Annotated in this window: 16 protein-coding genes; 7 read left to right on the forward strand and 9 right to left on the reverse strand. The window is 62.8% G+C overall.

Annotated elements, in window-relative coordinates:
* Positions 1-14: 14 nt before the first annotated feature.
* The 4 genes from J2D75_RS06865 to J2D75_RS06880 are packed head-to-tail and all read left to right on the forward strand — an operon-like array spanning position 15 to position 6,521.
* Positions 15-1,406 (forward strand): efflux RND transporter periplasmic adaptor subunit, encoded by a 1,392-nt coding sequence (locus J2D75_RS06865; protein ID WP_243428567.1) that lies wholly within the window; start codon positions 15-17, stop codon positions 1,404-1,406.
* A 5-nt stretch (positions 1,407-1,411) separates the two neighbouring features.
* Positions 1,412-4,489: an efflux RND transporter permease subunit gene (locus J2D75_RS06870; RefSeq protein WP_207854094.1), complete on the forward strand. Its 3,078-nt coding sequence runs from the start codon at positions 1,412-1,414 to the stop codon at positions 4,487-4,489.
* Positions 4,486-5,154, forward strand: a complete 669-nt coding sequence (locus tag J2D75_RS06875; protein ID WP_207854039.1) for a response regulator — start codon at positions 4,486-4,488, stop codon at positions 5,152-5,154. The genes J2D75_RS06870 and J2D75_RS06875 overlap by 4 nt, the downstream gene beginning before the upstream one ends.
* Positions 5,151-6,521: a sensor histidine kinase gene (locus J2D75_RS06880; RefSeq protein ID WP_207854040.1), complete on the forward strand. Its 1,371-nt coding sequence runs from the start codon at positions 5,151-5,153 to the stop codon at positions 6,519-6,521. The genes J2D75_RS06875 and J2D75_RS06880 overlap by 4 nt, the downstream gene beginning before the upstream one ends.
* 13 nt (positions 6,522-6,534) lie before the next feature.
* On the opposite strand, the gene J2D75_RS06885 is transcribed toward J2D75_RS06880, so the two are convergent.
* Entirely contained in the window at positions 6,535-7,158 is a 624-nt protein-coding gene (locus J2D75_RS06885; protein WP_265782942.1) for a cytochrome b, read from the reverse strand.
* A 104-nt stretch (positions 7,159-7,262) separates the two neighbouring features.
* Between J2D75_RS06885 and J2D75_RS06890 the strand changes: the two genes are divergently transcribed.
* The 3 genes from J2D75_RS06890 (at position 7,263) to J2D75_RS06900 (ending at position 12,736) form a co-directional block, all read left to right on the forward strand.
* A complete protein-coding gene (locus J2D75_RS06890; protein WP_408736747.1) occupies positions 7,263-7,994 on the forward strand; it encodes a VIT1/CCC1 transporter family protein in 732 nt (243 codons plus the stop codon).
* Between the two features lie 208 nt (positions 7,995-8,202).
* Entirely contained in the window at positions 8,203-12,264 is a 4,062-nt protein-coding gene (locus tag J2D75_RS06895; RefSeq protein WP_207854042.1) for an EAL domain-containing protein, read from the forward strand.
* 169 nt (positions 12,265-12,433) lie between these two features.
* Positions 12,434-12,736, forward strand: coding sequence for a hypothetical protein (locus tag J2D75_RS06900; protein WP_207854043.1), 303 nt, complete (start codon positions 12,434-12,436; stop codon positions 12,734-12,736).
* A gap of 18 nt (positions 12,737-12,754) precedes the next feature.
* On the opposite strand, the gene J2D75_RS06905 is transcribed toward J2D75_RS06900, so the two are convergent.
* The 8 genes from J2D75_RS06905 to ilvD all read right to left on the reverse strand — a co-directional run bounded on the left by J2D75_RS06905 (position 12,755) and on the right by ilvD (position 22,224).
* Positions 12,755-13,744: a LysR substrate-binding domain-containing protein gene (locus J2D75_RS06905; RefSeq protein WP_207854044.1), complete on the reverse strand. Its 990-nt coding sequence runs from the start codon at positions 13,742-13,744 to the stop codon at positions 12,755-12,757.
* Between the two features lie 101 nt (positions 13,745-13,845).
* Entirely contained in the window at positions 13,846-14,646 is an 801-nt protein-coding gene (locus J2D75_RS06910) for an ABC transporter permease (RefSeq protein ID WP_207854045.1), read from the reverse strand.
* Positions 14,647-14,760: 114 nt separating this feature from the next.
* Positions 14,761-15,612: an ABC transporter permease gene (locus J2D75_RS06915; protein WP_207854046.1), complete on the reverse strand. Its 852-nt coding sequence runs from the start codon at positions 15,610-15,612 to the stop codon at positions 14,761-14,763.
* A complete protein-coding gene (locus J2D75_RS06920; protein ID WP_243428568.1) occupies positions 15,612-16,760 on the reverse strand; it encodes an ABC transporter substrate-binding protein in 1,149 nt (382 codons plus the stop codon). The genes J2D75_RS06915 and J2D75_RS06920 overlap by 1 nt, the downstream gene beginning before the upstream one ends.
* 35 nt (positions 16,761-16,795) lie before the next feature.
* Positions 16,796-17,815 (reverse strand): ABC transporter ATP-binding protein, encoded by a 1,020-nt coding sequence (locus J2D75_RS06925; RefSeq protein ID WP_207854047.1) that lies wholly within the window; start codon positions 17,813-17,815, stop codon positions 16,796-16,798.
* A 10-nt stretch (positions 17,816-17,825) separates the two neighbouring features.
* Complete coding sequence (locus tag J2D75_RS06930; protein ID WP_207854048.1) at positions 17,826-19,253, reverse strand: gamma-aminobutyraldehyde dehydrogenase; 1,428 nt, start codon at positions 19,251-19,253, stop codon at positions 17,826-17,828.
* 156 nt (positions 19,254-19,409) lie between these two features.
* On the reverse strand, positions 19,410-20,270 hold the full coding sequence (locus J2D75_RS06935; RefSeq protein ID WP_207854049.1) for an acid phosphatase: 861 nt from the start codon (positions 20,268-20,270) through the stop codon (positions 19,410-19,412).
* A gap of 94 nt (positions 20,271-20,364) precedes the next feature.
* On the reverse strand, positions 20,365-22,224 hold the full coding sequence (gene ilvD / locus J2D75_RS06940; RefSeq protein ID WP_207854050.1) for a dihydroxy-acid dehydratase: 1,860 nt from the start codon (positions 22,222-22,224) through the stop codon (positions 20,365-20,367).
* Positions 22,225-22,438: the final 214 nt, after the last annotated feature.

Consider the following 22,438-nt stretch of genomic DNA (forward strand, 5'->3'; position numbering starts at 1 on the left):
CGTGGGGAATGTTAATGAAGCAGCGAAAGCCGGAGCTTTACGCACGGCTGCCGGTTGAGGGGGGCAGGGTGCCATGGTGGGGCCTGCTGGCCATGGCGGTCGGGCTGGCCCGCGTTGCTGCGCCGGTGCCTGCCTGTGCGGTGGACACCAATGTCCAGCCGCCCGTGGCCAGTCCCGCGCAGGCATCTCCTCTGCCAGTTGTGGTGAACTCCGGCGCTGAGATGCCACGCCATGCGCAACAGGCGGCAGGCCCTGTTTTGGCTCCTGAGCCTGCTCCGGCGGCGGCTGATCCCGAGCCACCCGTCTCCACACAGCCGGTCGTGGTCAGCCTTGGTGCCGAGGCCCAGCGTAATGCGGGGCTGGTAGTGGGGCAGGCGCAGGCGGGGTCGCTTGCGGGTACGATCGAGGCCATGGCCATGATCCAGCCCGAGGCCAGCCATCTGGTGCGGATTCACCCTGCCGGGTCTGGCAAGGTGCTGACGGTGGCGGTTGTGCCGGGCCAGCATGTTAGCGCGGGCGATGTGCTGCTGACCTATCAGAACCACACGCTGCATATGGTGCGATTGCAGGTTTCCAAGGCGCGGGCGGCCCTTTCTACCGCTCAGGCGGCCTTGCAGAATGCCCGCGCCACCTATGAGCGTGGGCGCGCGCTTGAGGGCGGGGCCGTGGCCGTGGGCGAGACGCGCCGCCGGTTTGCGGCGTTGCAGGCGGCAACGGATGAGGTGCAGGCCCGTCAGGCCGATCTGGACACGCTCAACCACCAGCTTGAGCAGGAATATAACTCTGTAACCGAAAGCGATGCGGGCCAGCACGGCCGGGATGATGAGACCTCGCGCATTATCGCCCCCGGCGCGGGCGAGGTGCAGACGGTCAGCGTGGCGGTGGCTGATGATATCAGCCCCAATACCGAACTTGTCGTTCTGGCTGATCTGTCCACGGTGTGGATTGTTTCCGATATTCTGCCGCAGGATGCCCAGCGCGTGCAGCCCGGCGGGGTGCAGGTAACAGTGCCTGAAGGGCAGGCCCGTACCGTGCTGCGCTCCACCATTACGTCTATCGGCTATCTGGCAGACCCCTCGACAGGTCTGGTGCATGTTATCAGCCGTGCGGACAATGCCGATGGCCGCCTGCATCCGGGCATGTTCCTGACAACGCGCCTGCCCACGCGCGATCCGGTGCCCGGCGTGGTGGTGCCTGCTACTGCGGTGGTGGATATTGATGGGGTCAGCACCGTGTTTGTTGCACAGGGGCCAGAGCATTTTCTGGCCCGGCCGGTGCGGGTTGGGGCGGAGCAGGATGGCAAGGCGGTTATCCTGTCCGGCCTGACGGTGGACGAGCCGGTGGTGACACAGGGCGCCTTTACCCTCAAATCGGTTCTGCTCAAGTCCAGCATGGGGGATGACTGAGCGTGATGCAGGCGTTTCTCTGCGCTCTGCAGGCCCGCCGCTGGCTGGTGCTGGGCGTGCTGTGCGCGGTGTTTGTGGCGGGATGCGCTGTGGTGCGCGGCCTGCCGGTGGAGGCCGTGCCTGATATTTCGCCCCGTCAGGTGCTGGTGTCGGTGGTGGCCCCCGGTCTGGCGACCGAGGAAGTCGAGCGGCTGATCACCTTCCCGATCGAAACCAGCATGGCGGGCCTGCCAGACATGACCGACCTGCGCTCGGTCTCGCGTTCGGGTGTTTCGGTTGTTTATGTGCAGTTCGATGATGCCTCGGACATCAACCTCGACCGCACCCGCGTGCAGGAGCGTATCGTGCAGGCGCGCGCCCTCATTACGGTGCCGGGGATCAGCGTCAATATCGGCCCGTTATCCACGGGGCTGGGCGAGATCATGCAGTTTCAGATTCATGGTGCGGGGTATTCGCTCATGGATCTGAACCGGATCATGACATGGCGCGTGGCCCCGGCCCTCAAGCTGGTGCCCGGTGTGGTGGAGGTCAATGTCAGCGGTGGGGGTGAGCAGACCTTTCAGGTCGCACTCGATCAGGCGCGGCTGCTGGCGCTGGGTGTTTCGGTGGGCGATGTCTATCGCGCGGTGGAGGCCAATAATGCCGCCGCAGGGGGCGGGTGGATCGAACACCATGCCGAACAGCAGATTGTCTCCGCGCGGGGGCTGATTGGCTCGCTGGCAGATTTCGGGGCCATACCCGTAAGGCTCAACCCCGGCGGCAGCGTTATTTTCCTGCGCGATGTGGGGCATGTGTCCATGGGCATGCGCACCCGGCTGGGGGCTGTGACCAGCAACGGGCAGGGCGAGATCGTAACGGGCGTTGTCATGATGCGTATGGGGGCCAGCTCGGATGCAACACTTGCGGCCATTCATGAAGCCATGCCCGGCCTTGTCCAGTCCTTACCCAAAGGGGTGACGCTGGAGCCGTTCTACCTGCGCTCCACCCTGACGGACAGCACCATTGCCACCGTGCGCGAAAACCTCGTGCTGGGGGCTTTTCTGGTGATCGCAGTGCTGATTGTGGTGACGGGCGACTGGCGGGCCTCGGTGGTGATTGCTTCGGTCATTCCCTTTGCGCTGGTCTGCGCCATGATGGGCATGCGCTGGTTCGGTATTTCGGCCAACCTGCTCAGTCTGGGGGCGATCGACTTTGGCATGATCGTGGACAGCACGCTGGTGGTGGTTGAAAATCTCATGACCCACCGCGCCCGCGCACAGGCCAGCGGGGAGGAGACGCCCTTTGCCCGGCTGGCCGTATCCTCGGCGGCGGAGGTGCTGCGCCCGGTGGGGTTTGGCATCGTGGTGATTGTCATGGTGTATCTGCCCATCCTGACGTTGCAGGGGATCGAGGGCAAAATGTTCCGCCCCATGGCGCAGACGGTTATCATGGCGCTGCTGGCCTCGCTTGTTTACTGCGTGGTGGGGATTCCGGTTCTGGCCACCCTGATCATGAAAGTGCGCGGACGGCACGAGGATACGTGGCTGATCGCGGTTCTGCGGCGTGTGTATGTCAGGCTGCTGGACTGGAGCGAGCAGCATGCGCGCGGCGTATTTGGCATGGTGGCGGTGGTGTTCGCGCTTTCGCTGTGGGTGGGGGCGCATTTGGGTGGGGAGTTCATTCCCTCGCTGGGCGAAGGCACGCTTACGTTGAGTGCGACCCGCCTGCCCAGTATCTCTCTGCCTGAAACCCTGCGCGAAGTGGCTTTGCAGGAGCGGCTTTTGCTCCGTTTTCCCGAGGTGGTGCGTATTGTCAGCAGCACGGGCACTGCGGCCATTCCGACTGACCCGATGGGGGTGAATGAAACCGACAGTTTCATTTTTCTCAAACCCCCTTCGGAATGGAAAACAGCCAGAACGCAGGAAGGGCTTGTCATGGCCATGAGCCACGCGCTGGAGGAGGCTTTCCCCGGTGTGCAGCAATCCTGGAGCCAGCCGGTGCAGATGCGTATGGATGACCTGCTCTCAGGTGTGAGAACCCAGATAGCCCTGTCGGTTTATGGAGATGACCTGCAAACCCTTGCCAAACTCGGTGCGCGGATTGCCAGCATCCTGCAAGGGGTGGAAGGCGCTGCGGATGTGGCGGTGCAGGGGGATGGCACGGTGCCGTTCATTCATGTCGATATAGACCGCGCACAGGCCGCCCGCCTTGGTGTGACCCAGCAGGAAGTGCTGGATGTGGTGGAGGCCGTGGGCGGGCATGTTGGCCGGGCCGTTACGGTGGAGAACGCGCTGATTAGCACACAGGTGCGGTTTGATCCGGCGCAGGCTGGCACGCGCGAGCAGATTGCGCGGCTGCGCGTGCGGCGGGCCGATGGGCGTGGCGCGGTGCTGCTGTCCGAGGTGGCGCATATTACCGTGGAAAACGGGCCGCCGCGTATCAGCCGTGATGGTATACGCCGCCGTCTGGTGGTTCAGGCCAATGTGCGTGGGCGCGACCTCAGCTCCTTTGTGGCGGCGGCACAGGGGGCGGTGGCGCGGGGTGTACCCCTGCCGCCGGGCTACAGTATGGTGTGGGCCGGACAGTTCCAGAACCTGCATTCCGCCATGGCGCGGCTGGAAATGGTGGTGCCGGTGGCGCTGGCCCTTATTTTCGGGCTGCTGGTGGCGGCTTTTGGGTCTGTGCGGCTGGCGGGGCTGGTGTTTGTTAACCTGCCGGTGGCGGCCACGGGCGGTATTTTCGCCCTGAGTGCGCGGGGGCTGCCGTTCAGCGTTTCGGCAGGGATCGGGTTTATTGCGCTGTTTGGTGTGGCGGTGCTGAACGGGGTGGTGCTGGTCAGCGCCATTCAGGCGCTCAGGAGCCGTGGGTTTGATGCTGCGCACAGTGCGCGGCTGGCGGCGGAAGAGCGTTTTCGCCCGGTTGTGGCCACGGCGCTGGTGGCCAGTCTGGGCTTTCTGCCTATGGCGTTTTCAGCCTCGGCCGGGGCGGAGGTGGAGCGCCCGCTGGCTACGGTTGTCATAGGGGGGCTGGTATCGTCTACCCTGCTGACACTTCTGGTGCTGCCCGCACTCTATGCCCGGTTGATGAAAAGGCGCGCGACATGAAAATCCTGATCGTGGAGGACGAATCCGCTCTGGGGTCTGCCGTGCGTGAGCGTGTGCGCGAGGCGGGGCATGTGGCGGACTGGTTTACCACGCTGGATGATGCGCGGGCGGCTCTGGCGGCTTCGCTTTATGATTTTGTGCTGCTCGATTTGGGCCTGCCCGATGGCGATGGCCGGGCCTTCCTGCGCGAAATCCGCCGCACAGGCTCACCCGTGGCGGTGCTGATCGCTACCGCGCGTGACCAGATTAGCGAGCGGATTGCGGGCCTGTCCGAAGGGGCGGATGATTACCTTGTCAAACCCTATGACCTGAACGAACTGGTTGCACGCATAGAGGCTGTGGCCCGGCGCTACGCCGCACTGCCGGATAACTCGGTGACTGTGGGCGATGTGGTGATCGACATTGCACGCCGCCAGCTTGCCCGTGCGGGGCGGGTGGTGGATCTGTCCGCGCGGGAATGGGCCATTGTGGAACTGCTGGCCCGCAGGCCCGGTGCGGTGTGCAGCCGGGATCTGATCGAGGATGTTCTGTACGGCCTGAGCGAGGATGTGGACAGTAACGCGGTGGAGGTGTTCATCAGCCGTATTCGCAAAAAGGCGGGAGCAGGGCTGATTACCACCATGCGAGGCCGGGGCTACCGGCTGGGCGGGGCCGAGACGGCATGATAGCGGTGCCGCAACCGGCTCCAGCGCCAAAGCCGCCGCATAACCGGCACTGGAGTCTGGCCTCGCGGTTGGTTTCCGGCACGTTGGTGGCGGTGCTGGGGGCTTTGGTGCTGCTGGTGGTGCTGGTGGCGGGCTTTACCCGGTTTGAGGTGACGGAGCGGCTCGATAACTCCTTGCAGGAAGTTGCGGAGCGTCTTGAGTTCATGCTCAGCGCTCTGGATCGCGCAGGCCCCGCCACACCGGCGGGGCAGGTGGCGCGTCTGCCCGGTACGGATGAAAGGCGCACACTGGCTTATCAGATCGCAACGCCGGAGGGGCGGCTGGAGCTGCGCTCGCAGAACGCGCCACAAACCCTGTTTGTTCCTGATATGAAAACGGGTTTTTATAATGTTCCGTCTTTTCGGGTATATGTGACACCCTCGGCCTCAGGCCGCCATATCATTCTGGTGGGGGAGCCGACTTTCCATCGGCGCGAGGCCGTACGCCACGCCATGCTGATTTCGGTTCTGCCGGTTGTGGCGTTTTTTCCGGCAATCTGGTTCATGGTGCGCTGGAGCGTGCGGCGTGCCCTGCGGCCGCTGACGGATCTTCAGAACGAAATCAGGAGCCGTGGTGGGGCCAATCTTGCCCCTGTCCCCCCGCTTGACCTGCCTGATGAGCTTGTCACCATCCATTCTGCGGTCAATCTGCTGCTGGAGCGGCTGAATCTGGCCCTGTCAACCGAGCGGGCCTTTGCCGCCAACGCCGCGCATGAACTGCGCAACCCTGCGGGGGCCTTGCTGGCGCAGGCACAGCTTTTGCAAAGACAACTGGGCGAGACCGACTACGCCCCGCGTGCGGGCGTTATTGTGGAGCAGGCCCGGCGCATGGGCCGCACGGTTGAAAAACTGCTCCAGCTTTCCCGTATTGGTTCGGGCATGGCGCTGTGTGGCGGCACGGTGGATCTGGTGCCGGTCATCAGCTTTCTGGCCCGTGAGCTTGAGCGCGAAAAAGGCCAACGGGTGGTGGTGGAGGGGGCTGAAAGCCTGCTGGTGGAAGGCGATATGGATACGGCGGGCATCATGCTGCGGAACCTGCTGGAAAATGCGCTGGTGCATGGTGCCGCAGGCCAGCCGGTGCGGGTTACGGTTACGCATGACCGCAGGGTGCTGATTGCCAATGACTGTGCGGCCATTGACCCGGCCCTGCTGGTCATGCTGGAAAAACCCTTCGTGCGGGGGCAGACCGAGGCACAGGGCAGCGGCCTTGGTCTTGCTATTGCCCGGCAGATTTCCAGACTGCTTCATGCCGATATGACGCTGGTCTCGCCCGTGCCGGGGGGCGTGCGGGGCGTACTGGTTACGCTGGCTTTCCCCCCACGGGGCTGACAGCCCGCAAGGTTTAGGGGGTGGTTGGCGTGCGGTGGGGCAGCATGCGGGCCAGAACACCGTCTTTGAGAAGATACTGATGCACCAGTGCTGCCAGAGCATGGCCGCAGGCCAGCCCGATAATCAGCCATGCGGTCCATGAATGCAGGGTTTTGAAAATCACCACGGTTTCATGGGGGAGTGGGGCAAAAGGAGCATGGATCAGCAGCCCGAAAAAGCTGATGGCCTGCCCCGCTCCCCAGCGCCATGCGTAACCCAGCACGATTTCAGCACAGAGCAGACCATACAGGCTGCTTTCCATACCAAGGGTGAAAAAGCGATCCACAGGCGCAAGCTGCGCGGCAAAATGGCGCCCGCGCGTTATGCGCCACCACAGGCGTAGCGGGATCAGCACGCTCAGAATCACGCCAATGCTCAGATGCGCCACGACCATCAGGTGATGGATCGGGCGGGGTGGCCAGTGCCAGGTTTCTCCCAGCACAAACTGCAATACGATCAGAAAAGCGCTGAGCCAGTGCAGGATAATGCTCGGGCTGTCATAGCGTGTGGCGGTGGGGTGTGCGTTGGGCATGGCGTGGCTCGGGGGTTCGGGGCCGGGGTGGATTAAAATCCATAGCCTGACAGGGTTTGCTGACACAAACCTGAATGCGGGCCATGCCCTTGAGCGCATGGTATTGATAATGAAAACCACTTTCACAGTAAGGAAAAATTACATCTTGCCTGTCTCTTTTTCCGTGCATAATGCACGACATCAAAGGGTCAAAAAGGGGTAAGCGCGTGTCACGCCATCCATTACATTCCGAACGCCATGCGGTGGAAAAGCTGGGCTGGCTACGTGCCGCCGTTCTGGGGGCCAATGATGGCACGCTTTCAACCGGTAGCCTGATTGTGGGGGTGGCCAGCTCTCATGCCTCGCGCGGGAGCATACTGGTGGCGGGGCTGTCGGCCCTGCTGGCCGGGGCATTGTCCATGGCGGCGGGTGAATATGTGTCGGTTAGTTCGCAGGCGGATTCCGAACAGGCAGACCTTGAGCGCGAAAAAAAGGAACTGGCGACGGATTGGGATGCGGAAGTGGCCGAACTGGCGGGGCTGTACCGCCAGCGCGGGCTGGATGAACCCCTCGCGCGTGAGGTGGCTGTGGCGCTGATGCAGCATGACGCGCTGGGTGCCCATGCGCGGGACGAGCTAGGCCTGTCCGAGGCCAGCGCCGCCCGCCCGCTGGAGGCGGCGCTGGCCTCGGCCGTGGCGTTTTCCGCCGGAGCGTTCTTTCCTGTCATGGTAGCGGCGCTGCTGCCCGAGCAGCAGGTGTCGTGGGCGGTTTCGGTGGTGTCGGTCGTGCTATTGGCCGTGCTGGGGTGTGTGGGGGCTGTGGCGGGCGGAGCCTCTCCCCTGCGGGCAACGCTGCGGGTAACATTCTGGGGGGTGGCTGCCATGCTGGTAACGGGTGGCATCGGACATTTGTTCAATTTTTAGCCTGTGTGGCCTGTAGGGGGCTTAACAGGTTTGATTTTCCCTGTAGGGTCTGCGCCATTACACCTGTGTCCGGTGCGGCTGCGGCCCTGCCGGGCATGTGGGGTGTGGACCGCTGTTTTAGCGCGCAAAATGATTTGATTATGATAGACACGTAAAAGTGTACGGCATGCCGGTTGTCCGGTAGTGCGAATGTTCCGGGCCCACGATCATGCGTATTCTCCGCTTACTTCTGAAAGACCGGAAGCACCCGGCATGGCGCGCCGTACGGGCCGTGACAGGACGGGGCCAGAACGATCAGGCCGCCCGGCTGCGGCGGCTGGCCGATTTCAATACGTTTCTCGTCAAGATTTATCAGTGCGTGGATACCGCGCGGGATGAAACCGTGCTCATGCAGGCCGTGTGTGACATGGCCGTGCGCTACGCGCATCTGCGGGTAGCCCATATCCTCCAGCCGGGGGAAGACCAGCGTTTTGTCAGGCTCGCCCTGAGCGGCCCGTGCTGGTGGGGCGACAGTAACGCCCCCACAGTGGCCGCGGACAAGCCGCACTGGCAGGGTACGGCCGGCAGAGCATGGCATAGCGGTAAGCCGGTTTTCAGCCTGTCTTTCGATCAGACACCCTATCTGGCTCCGTGGCGCGAACTGGCGCGCAAGCAGGGCCTGCGGGCCAATGCCTCCCTGCCCATTTTCCGCGATGGCAAGGTATGGGCGGTGCTGAGCGTGTGCGATGCCGAACGCGGAACCTTCGATTCACGCCTGCAGGTGGTTCTGGAAGAAGCCGCCCAGACCATCTCGCGCGGGCTGGAACGGCTCGACAGCCGCCGTATGAGCAAAGCTCTGCTGGACAAGGCCACAGTCGGGATTGCGGTGCTGTGCAAGGGCGCGGTTGAGAAGAATAACATCTGCCTTGAACAGCTTTGCGGCGTGGGCAAGGGCGAGATGGTCGGGCGGCAAAGCCACGAGTTTTACGCCACCATCGAGGATTATGAGCGCGTGCGCACCGCCTCCCTGCATCTGTGGCAGGACGGGCGGGTGAGTGTGCTCGGCGTGCGCGTAGCCCGCGATGAAGGCGTGCTGATGATCGCGGATATGACCGGCGTGCCGCTGGGGCGCGAGGCGGAGCGCGTTTCGGTCTGGACGGTGGAGGACGTGACCCGCCGCGATATGAACCAGCGGCTGTACCGTGGCATGCTGAGCGCGGGTGACGCCATGCGTCAGGGCCGGGGCGAAATGGATAAGGTGCGCGGCGTGTGCGAGGCGCTGGTGCGCGATACCTTTTATCATGCCGTCGTGGTGACACGGGTGGATGAAGAAAATCGCCTGCAAATTGTAACCCATGCTGGCTCGGGGGCGGATGGGCTGGAGGTCAGTGCACTCCATGTGCCCGATGATCAGCGCAACAGTTCGCTGGCGCGGCGGGCATGGGACGCGCGCGCAAGCGTTTATGAAAACGATCTGCTGGCCGGGTGTGAGGATGCGCCAAGGCGCGAGGCCATGCGCGCGCGGCGCTGGCGTGCCGTGCTGGCCACGCCGGTCTGGCGGGGCGAGACGCTCTGGGCGGTCATGAGCTTTATCTCGCCCTATATGAATGTGTTCGATGCCGAAAGCGTTACGCTGTGCGAGCGTATTGCCGGGTCCTTGGGGCAAGACCTTGAGCGCATGGATATTCACTACCGTCTGGAAACGCTCCAGAAGGAGGAAGCCCGCCGCGCGCGTGAGGATTCGCTGACCAGCCTGCCAAACCGTCTGGCGCTGGGCGAGTTCCTGCCCGGCGCACTGGCGCGTGCGCGGGTGCGGGACAAGGCCGTGGCCGTGTGCATGATGGATCTGGACGGATTCAAATCCGTTAACGACATTCATGGCCATGCGGCGGGGGATGTGCTGCTCAAGGAACTCGGCCGCCGCCTGCGGGCCGAACTGCCCGCTAACGGCTATGTCGTGCGGTTGGGGGGCGATGAGTTCGTGGTGGTGCTGGAAGGGCTGGATGCCCGCCAGCCTGTGGTGCAGATTACCAAATCGCTTGAGCGGCTGCACAAGGCCGTTGAAAAACCCTTTCATGTGCGGGCCGATATTTCAGTCGCCGTGGGTATGACCATGGGGGTGGCGCTCTACCCGTCTGATGGCGAAAAGCCCCGCCTGCTGCTGCGCCGCGCGGACGAGGCCATGTATCAGGCCAAGCAGGTGCGCAACACGCGCAGCCGCTGGTGGCGCATGGTGGAAGATGCCTCCGAAACAACCCATTTCGACGCCTACAGCCCCGAAGCCGGAGCGCTGATGTCGCGGGTAACGGATGTGCTGGGCCGGATCAGGCGCGACTTCATCGACCGGTTTTACGCCGGGCTGGAGGAGGTCAATGACAGCGCCCTCATTCTGGATACCCTGACCCCTGCCGAACAGGCGCGGCTGAAAACTGTTCAGGCCGAGCATCTCGATTTTCTGCTGGCCGCGCAGACCAGTCAGGCCGATGTGCTGAAAACGGCTGAACGGCTCGGTGTTGTCCATGCCCTGTGCGGGGTGGACCCCCTGCAACTGACCGAGGCGTACAGCATTTATCTGCGGCGGCTGATCGACCTGCTGGAAAGCACGATTATCCGCAATGACGAGCGCCACCGCATCCTGCTGATTGCTGAAATACGCATTCAGGACGACCGCCGCGCACAGTTGCAGGCCAGTCAGGGGGTGCAGCGCGCCTATCTGGCGCGCCTGTCCGCCCCGCGTCCGACAGAGCGGACATGGAGCCTTGTCAGTTCGGCCGAGGTCGATGTGCTGGCGGGCCTGCCCGGTGTGCGCGGCGCGGTGCTTTACCGTCTGGGCTGCGATGGCGAACTGGAGGTGGCGTATTGCGCGGGCGATGTCGCGCAGGCGTTTACGCAGGCCGTCAGGCAGGCGGGTGTGCAGCCCTGTATGGATGTGTTCTCACCTCTGGGTCAGACCATTACCGCCAAGGCATGGCGCACGCGTGAGCGGCAGAGCTGCCCCTCCTACGCACTCGATCCGCAAACCCATGTCTGGCACGAGATTGCCGAGGCCTTTGATGTCCGCTCGGTTCTTAGCGTGCCGATCCGCCAGCCCGGCGGGCAGACCGCCGCCGCCCTGACCGTGCTGGGGGCTTATCCCAACCAGTTCGAATCCCTGCTTATGCAGCAGTTCGCCGGTGGGTTGCAGCAGCGTATGGAGCAGGTCTGGCAGCGCTGCCATTCCCGCGAGACACAGGGGGTTACGGATGCGCGTTCGCGCAAGCTGCGTGAGCGCCTGTTCAGTGGTGGGCTGATTATGTATTTCCAGCCTGTCATGGACCTTAACACCGGGCGGCTGTTCAAGGCCGAGGCGCTGGCCCGCCTGCGCGATGTCAATGGCGAGATCGTGCCGCCACGGGTGTTCCTGCCCCTGCTTGGGCAGGATGAAATGGACCGGCTGTTCCATATGGGGCTGGAAGACGGGCTGAAATGGCTCCGCCGGTGGGATGAGCAGGGGCTGGTCATTGGCCTGTCGGTCAATATGCCCACCACGTATCTGCACAATGCCCGTGGCCCTGCACAGGTGGAAGCACTGCTGAAAAAGCATGGTGTCGCCCCCGAGCGCCTGACGGTGGAAATACTCGAAACCCACGAAATTGATTCCGCCGCACAGAACGAGGCGATCGAGCGGTTCAAGGCGATGGGTGTCGGCATGGCGATTGACGACCTTGGCTCGGGCCATAGCAGCCTGCTGCGCCTGTCTTCGCTGCCGTTTGACGTGATCAAGGTTGATCAGGGTCTGCTGCGCCATATCCGTGCGATGCCGCTCCAGATTTTCTCGGTTGTGCGCTCCTTGCTCGATATCGGTGCGGATTTTCATGATGTCGTGGTGGTGGAAGGGCTGGAAACGGCAGATATTATCGAGGCCATGCGCCAGCTTGGCTGCCAGTACGGGCAGGGTTACGGCATTGCCCGGCCTATGGCCCCCGAGGCGCTGTTTGACTGGCACACGCAGTTTCAGTCCGGCTTTAACGGCGAGTGTCCGGGCCTGCACAAGATCAGGAGTGATCTGGGGGCGCTGGCGTTTGTCTGGCTGGCGCTGCGTGGCGGGCAGTACAAAGGCACAGGCAATATGGACGATTGCGCTCTGGCTCAGTGGCTGGTGCAGCAGGGCGAACAGGGTCAGCCCGTATGGCACTGGGCCGAAAACCTGTGCCACGGGCGCGAGGTAACGGAGAGCGGGCAGCTTCTGATTAACTGGCTGGTGGCGCGTGTTCAGGCCGCCACGGCACAGGAAGCCATTGTCGCGGGGTAAAGCGGAAAAAACGGGAACGAATGATGAATTAAAATTTAACCGCAAACATTTTATGGTCAAATAGTTTTAAAAAGGTAAATTTCTTACGGGCCTCATGGCAAGCCATCGGCTCGTTTGCACACTGGTTTATATTTTTGAGCTTACATAATCATTAGGCAAGGGATTGCGCATGTCTTCCTCGGTTTCCGGTTCCGCCACCTCGGGCGTGGTTGAAAGCCTGTTCAACACGTCTTCATCCTCTTCGGCTTCGGGGGCTTCCTCTTCGGGGTCGTCCTCGGGGTCTTCTTCCTCATCGTCGTCATCCACCACCACCACGACCGTTTATAATGCGGATGGGTCGGTCACGATCATCGTCAAGGATTCGAGTGGTAACGTCGTGTCCGAAACCACCACGGGCAGCACCAAATCCGCGTCCGGCAATAGCCAGAACGCGAATGATCAGGCTTCTGGCGCGCTCGACATTCTGTCGTAAAAATCAGGGAAGGGGCGGCTACGGCTCCCCTTCTTTCAGCCCGGCGCCCTTTCTGGGGGGCGGGCGTGTTTCGGCCTGCCGGGCTGTTGGGCCGCCGGGTGGGCGGGCCAGCCGGTTGCTGCGTTGCAGCGCCATATCCATGAAATACTGCGCCGGCACCCCCAGTGAGAGGCCGCGCCGCCACATCAGCAGCAGGTCGGCTGTGGGCAGTTCTTCCTGTACAGGGCGGCGTTCTATTTTTTCGCCTTCCAGCGACCACGGGCGGTAAATCAGTTGTGGGAGCACCGCAATGCCGTGCCCTGCCGCTACAAGGCTACGCACCGCTTCAATCGAGCTTGTGCGGAAATAGGTGGACGGGCGAAAAGAGAGCCGCTCCCATGCCGCGAGCATCCGGCTTTCCAGCACATCTGAAACCAGCGTGATGAAAGGCTCTTTTTCAAGCTGGCGCAGGCTGATCTGTGGCTGTTCCGTTAGCGGGTGGCCTTGCGGCAGCCAGACAGAGTGCGGCGAAACCCCCATAACCCGCGCCCCGCAGGCATGTGGCACAGTGCTGGCCGGGCGCAGGATAATGCTCAGGTCAAGCTCGCCCCCTATGAGCATGTGGTCGAGATAATCGGTCTGATCTTCCACCAGTGTCACGCTTATGCTTGGAAAAGCCGCGCGAAAGCGCGTGAGCAGATCGGGAATGACATAACCGGCCACAACCGGCGTAACCCCCAGCACCAGCGTGCCGCGCAGGGCTTCGGTTTCTTCGTTTTTCATGCGGCCAAGGTTGGCCACGTCATTAAGGATGCGCTGCGTGCGCTGGAAAAACTGCTGGCCCTGCCGTGTCAGCATTACGCCGCGTGCGTGGCGGTCGAACAGGCGAAAACCCAGCTCGGCTTCAAGTTCATGCAGGGCTTCGGTTACGGTCGATTGCGAAACCAGCAGCACCATGGCCGCACCGGAAATGGTACCCACTTCGGCTACGGAGGCAAAATACCGCAACTGTCGCAGGGTTAGCGCCACGCCGTGCTGTTCCTCGTTGCTGTTACTGGCCGGTGGTCTGCTGGTTTGCAGGCCACCGGGCTGTTTGTCGCATCTTTGGGGGCAGGGTGTCTATTGCGGGCCTAATGCTCGCGTGAGGCGCTGGCTGCGAGTTTCTGCCCCGCGATAATGGGCAGGATGGTAATGGCAATTACCGCGAACACCACCACATTGACTTCGGGCATGTGCTGGCCAAGGCGGATCGCGCCAAAAATCCATAGCGGCAGCGTGGTCTCGCTCCCTGCGGTAAAGGTCGAGACAATCACTTCGTCAAACGACAGGGCAAAAGCCAGCAGCATGCCCGACATGACCGACCCCGCCAGCAGCGGCAGAGTGATGGTGATGAAACCATGCCACGGCGTGGCCCCCATATCCTGCGCGGCCTCACGCAACGAGGGCGGGAGCCTGCGCAGCCGGGCCATGACGTTGTTGAAGATAATCACCATGCAGAACGTGGTGTGCGCGATCACCAGCGTGATGAAGTTGAAAGGAATATCCAGCAGGCTGAAGAAGCTGTTCATGGCGATACCCGTCAGCACGCCGGGCAGGGCAATGGGCAGGGTCAGCAGGAACGAGCCTGCCTGCATACTGCGTGTGGACAGCCCATTCATGCCCAGTGCGGCGAGTGTGCCCAGCACCGTGGCGAGCAGCGTCGCAAGCCCTGCTACTTCCAGCGAAACCAGCAGGGCGCTGCGCACTTCCTCATCCGCCCATGTGGCGGCGAACCAGCGCAGCGACAGGGCGCGGATGGGCCAGACCTGCACGGAGGAGGCATCAAAGGCGTATAACAGCACAATAACAAGCGGGAGCAGCAAAAAGCCCAGCACCGCTATGGCGGCGGCCCATATGGTCATGTCCGCGGCAGGGTTGCGCGCGTGTTTCATGCGGTTGTCCTTTCGGCCATGATGCAGCGGGTGCGGGCGGGCGCATGCAGGCCCCATGAAAAACGGCGGCTCCGGCAGGCCGCGCGGCCTGCCGGGCCGGGCTGAGGGCGCTGGCTACTGGGCATCGAACGCGCCAAACCGGCGGGCCAGCAGCATGTAAGCCGCGACCATACCTAGCAGAACCAGTGAAAAAGCGGCCGCAAAGGGCACGTTGCCCGAAACCCCGACATTGGAATACACCACATTGCCGATAAACTCGGAGCCAGCCCCCCCCACCAGCATGGGGGCGACGTAATCCCCCTGCGTGACGGCAAAGGTAAAGACCGACCCTGCCGCCATGCCCGGTATGGCCAGCGGGAAAACAACCGTGCGGAATACCTGCCACGGTGTCGCCCCCTGATCGCCCGCCGCATCCAGAAGGGAGGCAGGAATACGCTCAAGGGCCGCCACCATAGGCATGAGCATGAACGGCAGCCACAGATATGAAAAGACGATCCACAGCGCGATATTGGTAAACGCCACGTTCTGGTCAGGCAGGCCTACAAGCCGCAGGCCCCAGTTGAGCACGCCGTCATGGCCGAGGATCAGCCGCCACGCATAAATGCGTGCGAGCATGCTCGACCAGAGCGGGAGTGCCACCAGCACCAGCAGTGTCAGCTTCAGGCGCGGGCCAACCTTGCGGGCGATCACCCAGGCCAGTGGCCAGGCCAGAATGATGTCCGTGACCGTAACCAGCAGGGCGATACCCGTCGTGCGGCGGGCGATGATGGAATAGGTCGTGTCAGAAAACAGGATGCGGAAATTATCCAGCGTCCAGTCCCGCACGATCTCTCCTGACATCGCATCAACCTGCCAGAAGGCCGAAAGCAGCAGGACAGACAGGCTGCCCAGATAGAACACGCCAAGCCACCCGAAAGGCGGCACCAGCAGGGCTATATGCCCCAGAAGCTTCCGGCCCTGCGTCATTACTGTTTGACCTGCTGCCAGGCGCGCTGCCAGGCCGAGTAGTCAAGACAGGTGTTCTGGCCATTGCCGCACTGGCGCACGGGGGTTTTCCAGAACTTGATGGACGAGAAATAAGCAGGCGAGGCATCGGCATGGTACTGCTTGCACGAGCCGGGCTGCAAAGCGTCCATTTCAGCACAGGCCTTGGTGTTGGCCGGGGTTTCGCCAAAAGAGAGCGCCTGCTGCGCCTGCACCTTGGGCGTCATTACATGGTTGATCCACAGATAGGCGCAGTTGGGGTGCTGGGCGTGGGCGCTGATCATCCATGAATCGGCCCAGCCGGTAGCACCCTCGGTGGGGATGGTGTCCTGCACAGGCACACCCGCCGCGCGTAGCGTATTGGCCTGATACGGCCATGCAGCGCCTACATGGGCATCGCCACTCTTGAACAGATCCACCTCGTCAGAGGCCAGCGCCCAGTATTTTTTGACCAGTGCGCGCTGTTCCTTGAGCAGCGCCACCACGGCGTCCATCTGTGGCTGGGTGAGCTCGTAGGGGTCGGTAATGCCCAGTTCCGGCTTGGTGTGCGACAGGTACAGGGCCGCATCCGCGATCTGGATCGGGTTGTCAGGCACGGTAATCACGCCCGCATAGGCCTTGTCGTAAATGATCGACCAGCTCGTGGGGGCGGTGGTGATGTCTTTGGTGTTCCACATCAGCACATTGGGGCCCCATTCATAGGACACGCCGTAATGCACGTCCTTGACGGTGTTGAACCCCGGCGCCTTGAGTTCGGGCATGATGTCGTCAAAAGCGGGAATAAGGGCGGTGTTCACCGGCTGTACCGTTTTGCCGAAGATCAGCCGCAGCGAGGCATCGCCCGAGGCGGAAACCACGTCAAAACCCTTGCCGCCGCCCATGCGGGTCAGGGCCACCATTTCATCGGACGAGCCGACATATTTGCGGTGAACCTTGCAGCCTGTCTTTTCTTCAAACGGTTTGACCCACGCATCGTCCGCGTAGCCTTCCCATGCGACCACGTTCAGGTCGCCTTCGCTTTTGCCGATTGCGGAAAGCGGAGCCTGCGCGTGCGCTGCCGTGCTGAACTGTGTTGTCAGGATGGCGCTACAGGTCGCCAGAAGCAGTGTGCCGTAAGCCTTCATGTTCATCGCCTTTTCCATGTTGAAAACAGACAGCCCGGCGCTTAACCCTGCCTGTGTGGCAGGGGGTAGGCGGCCTCTTCCGGCCAGACGGCCACAACGGCCATGCGCTCGCGCCAGCCTCGCGCATGGCGTGAGGGCACGATTGCCGTCACGCCGTCCTGTTCGTCCGGCCCGCAGAGTGTGACGCGCGTGACCGGCCCCAGATAGGAAACTTCGGCAATCGTACCGGCCATGCTCCGCTCATGTGGGGCGGGGGTATAGTCCGGTGCTTCCAGCCGCACATCTTCAGGCCGGAGCAGGATGTCGCGCCCGTTTTCATGCAGAATGCTGGACGAGCCGATAAACCGCGCCACAAAGGCGCTGGCCGGGCGTTCGTACAGATCCGCCGGTGTGCCCACCTGTTCGATCACCCCTTCAGAAAACACGGCGATACGATCGCTCATGCTCAGGGCTTCTTCCTGATCATGCGTGACGTAAACGAATGTGATGCCGGTCTGTTTCTGGATACGCTTGAGTTCGACCTGCATTTCGCGCCGCAGCTTGAGGTCGAGCGCCCCCAGTGGCTCATCCAGCAAGATGAGTGCAGGCTTGTTCACCAGAGCGCGCGCCAGAGCCACGCGCTGGCGCTGCCCGCCGGAAAGCTGGGTGGGCTTGCGGTCGGCTACAGCCGCCAGATGCACCATGTCCAGCGCTGCACGCGCACGTTCCATCCGCTCGGCCCGCGCCACGCCGCGCACCTTCATGCCGTAGGCTACGTTGTCCAGCAGCGTCATGTGCGGGAACAGCGCGTAGTCCTGAAACATGGTGTTTACGTTGCGGCGGTAGGGCGGCAGGGTGGTGACATCGGCCTCACCCAGATGAATCTGCCCGGTATCGGGCAGTTCAAACCCGCCGATAAGCCGCAGGGTGGTGGTTTTGCCAGACCCCGAAGGCCCGAGGAGCGTAAAAAACTCCCCTTGGGCGATTTCAAGGTCAATCCCCCGGAGTACCGTGGCCCCACGGCCATAGGATTTGGTCAGCCCATGCAGGCGTACGGCCGGGGTGGGGGAAAGGTCGGTCATGGTGCGGCCCTCAGCCCCATTTGACCATGACATGCCGCGCCACGGTGTAATCTTCCACCGCGCCAAGGCTCAGGTCCTTGCCGTAGCCCGACTGGCGGAAACCACCATGCGGCATTTCATTGGTGAGCATGAAATGGGTGTTCACCCATGTGCAGCCGTAGCGTAGCCGGGCGGCTGCGGCCATGCCGCGCTGGATGTTGCCAGTCCATACGGAGGAGGCCAGACCGTAGGCAGAGGCGTTTACGGTTTCAATAACATTGTCCATGTCGGTACAGCGCGTGATGGAAACAACGGGGCCAAACACTTCGCGCTCGACGATTTCATCTGTGGCCAGTGCGCCCGCCACCACCGTGGGTTCGTAAAAATAGCCGTTGCCCGGCCCCATTTTGCCGCCAGTGGTGATTTCGATATGTTTGAGTTCGGCGGCGCGCTCCACAAAAGCCGCAACGCGGGAGCGCTGGCGGGCGGAAATCAGGGGCGGCATTTCGTTCTGTGCGTCATCCGCGTTGCCAAAACGGATGGTGGAGACTGCGGCACTCAGGTCGGCCACCAGACGGTCGTAGATTTTCTCGTGCGCGTAAATCCGGCACGCTGCCGTGCAGTCCTGCCCGGCATTGTAGTAGCCAAAGCCGCGCACGCCTTCCACTACGGCGTCAATATCGGCATCGTCATAGACAATAACCGGGGCTTTGCCGCCCAGTTCCAGATGCGTGCGCTTGACCGAGCGGGCTGCTGCCGCAATGACCTTGCGGCCCGTGGCGATGTCACCCGTGAGCGACACCATGGCAATATCGGGGTGGTCGAGCAGTTGCTGGCCCACGGTAGCACCCCGGCCCAGTACGATGTTGACCACACCGGCAGGGAAAATATCGCCCATGATCCGCCCGAGTGCGAGCAGGCTGAGCGGCGTGTTTTCCGAAGGTTTGATAACGCAGGTGTTACCGGCCGCCAGTGCGGGGCCGAGTTTCCATGCGCCCATCATCAGCGGGTAGTTCCACGGTGCGATTCCCGCCACCACGCCCACCGGGTCGCGGCGCAGCATGGAGGTGTGGCCTGCCAGATACTCGCCCGCCACGGGGCCATGCAGGTTGCGCGCGGCGGCGGCAAAGTAGCGGAAACAGTCTGCAATGGCGGGAATTTCATCCGCCAGAACAAGGTGATAGGGCTTGCCGGTGTTCAGGGATTCGATGCGGGCCAGAGTGTCGGCCTCGGCTTCGATTGCATCGGCCACTTTCAGCAGCATGCCGGAGCGTTCCGCCGGAGTAGCCAGCGCCCATGCGGGGAAAGCCTTTACGGCTGCCGCCACGGCATCATTGACCTGCCCGGCCGAGGCCTCGGGCAGTTCCATAATGACTTCACCTGTGGCGGGCGCGAAGATGATTTCGCTTTCTCCGACCCCTTCGACAAAACCGCCACCCGATAGCATCTTTGTGAACATTATTGGCAAACCTCACTGACGCAGCGCGGGACAAACCCCGTTTTTCCGATCTGTCACGAGCCTGACATATGTTTCGGTGCCAAACCAATAGATAATGCCAATGCACGCCATCGGAAAAACCGATGTCTTTTTGAGCGCCTGAATCAGAAGGAAAAGTTAGGGTGCGCCAGCCAGTACCGAATGCTGCGCCGCTTCGGTTTCAAGTGTGCAGCGCGCGGCATCGGGCGGGGTTGCATGGCGGGCGGCGGTAGCCAGTTCGCGCCCGGCTTCGTCCAGCAGGGCTTTGTGCTCGGGGGTGTTTTCAAACTGCTCGAACAGCACGCTGCCATCCATATAGCCTGCCCAGACATCGGACGCCCAATGCACGCCGCAGATCACGCGGCTTTCGCCAAAGACCCGCGCACGCTGCATCAGGGCTTCTTCCCGCTCGGGCATCAGGCGGCCTAGCAGCAGGCCGGTTGTCCATCCCGCCACGGTATGGCCGGATGGATAGGCATAACCCAACCCCTGACTGGGCGTGCAGACAGGCAGCGTATTGCCCTCGAACGGGCGGGGGCGGGCATAGTGTTCTTTCTGCGCTTTGACGGCAGGCTTGGTTACAGCCTGAAGGGCCGCGAGGGCCGCCACCACATGGGGCAGGGCTTTGGCCTCAAGCGTGAAGCCCGCGGCACAGGAAAAATCATGCAGCATGGCGGGAAAGGCGAGGTCTGCATCCTCGGTGGCCATGCGCCAGCGCGGGCTGTCGCGCAGGGCGCGGGTGGTGGCGAATATCTGGCGGTCGGCCAGATCGGGCGCGGAGCCGGGGGCGGGTGGTGGTGGCAAAAAAGCAGGAGAGGCCATGCCGGTGGGGGCAGTGGCGCCTTCGGCCCCGGCGTATACGGGTGTGAGTGCCGCCATTAGCGCCACAACAAGGGCTGTAAGGCTACGCGTGGAGAGCGGGGCAGGGCGGGCAGATGGCAGGCGGGGCATGGGGCAGTCCTCAAGGTGGCGGGGCAGAGCCGCCGGACTGGCTATCAAACGCCCTGTGTAACCCCGTGCCAAATGACATTATGACATCCGGGGCAGAGGTGTGGGGCGGGCCTGTGCTGGTGGCAAGGCCCGCCCGTGCCGCTTAACGGGGGCGGCGGGTCAGTTGGTCAACATCGCGCACGGCGCCGCGTGCCGCACTGGTGGTCAGGGCCGCGTAAGCCCGCAGCGCGTTGGAAACAACACGCTCGCGCTGGGGCTGCCATGCAGCACTTCCCTTGTCTTCCATACGCGCACGGCGGTCTGAAAGCTCGGCATCGCTGAGTGCGACAGCCAGCCTGCGGGCGGGAATGTCGATTTCGATCATATCGCCTTCTTCCACCAGACCGATCACGCCGCCTTCCGCTGCTTCAGGCGAGATATGGCCGATGGACAGGCCAGCGCTCCCGCCCGAAAAGCGGCCATCGGTAATCAGGGCGCAATGCTCGGCCAGACCTTTGGATTTCAGGTAGCTGGTGGGGTAGAGCATTTCCTGCATGCCCGGCCCGCCGCGCGGCCCTTCGTAGCGGATCAGCACCACATCACCCGCCTTGATACGGTCGCCCAGAATGGCGGACACGGCGGCATCCTGGCTTTCAAAAATACGCGCGGGGCCACGGAACAGCTCCAGCCCGGCGGCAACGCCTGCGGTTTTCACAATCGCGCCGTCTTCGGCTAGATTGCCGTACAGAACGGCCAGACCGCCATCCTGATTATAGGCATGTGCGCCATCGCGGATGGCCCCGGCCTGCGCGTCTGTATCTAGCGTATGGTACTGGCTGGACTGCGAGAACGCTTCCGTGGTGCGCACCCCGCCGGGGGATGCACGGAAGAAGGCCTGCGCCTGCTCGGTGGGGCTTGCCCCGCGAATATCCCACTGCGCCAGCGCTTCGGGCAGGCTGGGGGCGTGTACCATCTGCACAGCGCGGTGCAGCAGGCCCAGCCGGTCAAGCTCGCCCATGATGGCGGGCACGCCACCGGCGCGATGCACATCTTCCATATGCACATCCGCGCGGGAGGGAGAGACCTTGCACAGATGCGGCACCATGCGCGAGAGGCGGTCGATGTCCTTCATGGTGAAAGGCACCTCGCCCTCATGGGCGGCGGCCAGCAGGTGCAGCACCGTGTTGGTGGAGCCACCCATGGCGATATCGACCGACATGGCGTTTTCAAACGCGGCAAACGAGGCAATGGCGCGCGGCAGCACCGAGGCATCGTCCTGCTCGTAATAGCGCCGGGCCAGTTCCACAATCCGCTTGCCTGCCTGCACGAATAGCTCACGCCGTCCGGCATGGGTGGCTACAAGGCTACCGTTGCCCGGCAGCGACAGGCCAAGGGCTTCGGTCAGGCAGTTCATGGAGTTGGCGGTGAACATGCCCGAGCACGAGCCGCAGGTGGGGCAGGCCGAGCGTTCGATCGCCAGCGAATCCGCATCGCTCACGCCCGGATTGGCAGCGGACACCATGGAGGTGACCAGATCCACCTTCTGTTCGATATCCGCCAGCGTGACACGCCCGGCTTCCATCGGCCCGCCAGAGACGAAAATAACCGGAATGTTCAGCCGCATGGCGGCCATCAGCATACCGGGGGTGATTTTGTCGCAGTTGGAAATACACACCAGCGCATCCGCGCAGTGGGCGTTCACCATGTATTCCACTGCATCGGCAATCAGCTCGCGCGAGGGCAGGCTGTACAGCATGCCGCCATGCCCCATGGCGATCCCGTCATCCACCGCGATGGTGTTGAATTCGCGCCCGATCCCGCCTGCTTCCTCAATGGCGCTACAGACAAGTTGGCCCAGATCCTTGAGGTGGACATGCCCCGGTACAAACTGGGTGAAAGAGTTGGCTACCGCGATAATGGGCTTGCCAAAATCGCTGTCTTTCATGCCTGTTGCGCGCCACAGGCTGCGTGCGCCTGCCATGTTGCGCCCGTGGGTGGTGGTGCGGGATCTATAACCGGGCATTCGGGGGTCTCTCTGTTCTGGTTCCATGCTGGGATGAAGGGGCGTGGATCAAGGCGGTGTGGCACCGCGCGCGGCACCATACGCCATATGTGTGCGGCTGTCAGGCCAGTGTAACACAGCAAGGGTGGCGTGGTGTGGCGCGGGGGTAACGCCGGGCATTCATTAACCGCGTGCGGCCCATAAGCCCGGCATCCGAACGGCCCGCTGGGGCGTT

Origin of the sequence: Acetobacter suratthaniensis (genome assembly GCF_017377745.1) — a bacterium.
Classification (GTDB): Bacteria; Pseudomonadota; Alphaproteobacteria; order Acetobacterales; family Acetobacteraceae; genus Acetobacter; species Acetobacter suratthaniensis.

Excerpts from the sequence above, each read along its gene's own strand:
- J2D75_RS06865 (WP_243428567.1), top strand. The coding sequence starts at position 15 with ATGAAGCAGCGAAAGCCGGAGCTTTACGCACGGCTGCCGGTTGAGGGG.
- J2D75_RS06870 (WP_207854094.1), top strand. The coding sequence starts at position 1,412 with ATGCAGGCGTTTCTCTGCGCTCTGCAGGCCCGCCGCTGGCTGGTGCTG.
- J2D75_RS06875 (WP_207854039.1), top strand. The coding sequence starts at position 4,486 with ATGAAAATCCTGATCGTGGAGGACGAATCCGCTCTGGGGTCTGCCGTG.
- J2D75_RS06880 (WP_207854040.1), top strand. The coding sequence starts at position 5,151 with ATGATAGCGGTGCCGCAACCGGCTCCAGCGCCAAAGCCGCCGCATAAC.
- J2D75_RS06890 (WP_408736747.1), top strand. The coding sequence starts at position 7,263 with ATGCACGACATCAAAGGGTCAAAAAGGGGTAAGCGCGTGTCACGCCAT.
- J2D75_RS06895 (WP_207854042.1), top strand. The coding sequence starts at position 8,203 with ATGCGTATTCTCCGCTTACTTCTGAAAGACCGGAAGCACCCGGCATGG.
- J2D75_RS06900 (WP_207854043.1), top strand. The coding sequence starts at position 12,434 with ATGTCTTCCTCGGTTTCCGGTTCCGCCACCTCGGGCGTGGTTGAAAGC.
- J2D75_RS06910 (WP_207854045.1), bottom strand. The coding sequence starts at position 14,646 with ATGAAACACGCGCGCAACCCTGCCGCGGACATGACCATATGGGCCGCC.
- J2D75_RS06915 (WP_207854046.1), bottom strand. The coding sequence starts at position 15,612 with ATGACGCAGGGCCGGAAGCTTCTGGGGCATATAGCCCTGCTGGTGCCG.
- J2D75_RS06920 (WP_243428568.1), bottom strand. The coding sequence starts at position 16,760 with ATGAACATGAAGGCTTACGGCACACTGCTTCTGGCGACCTGTAGCGCC.
- J2D75_RS06925 (WP_207854047.1), bottom strand. The coding sequence starts at position 17,815 with ATGACCGACCTTTCCCCCACCCCGGCCGTACGCCTGCATGGGCTGACC.
- J2D75_RS06930 (WP_207854048.1), bottom strand. The coding sequence starts at position 19,253 with ATGTTCACAAAGATGCTATCGGGTGGCGGTTTTGTCGAAGGGGTCGGA.
- ilvD (WP_207854050.1), bottom strand. The coding sequence starts at position 22,224 with ATGCCCGGTTATAGATCCCGCACCACCACCCACGGGCGCAACATGGCA.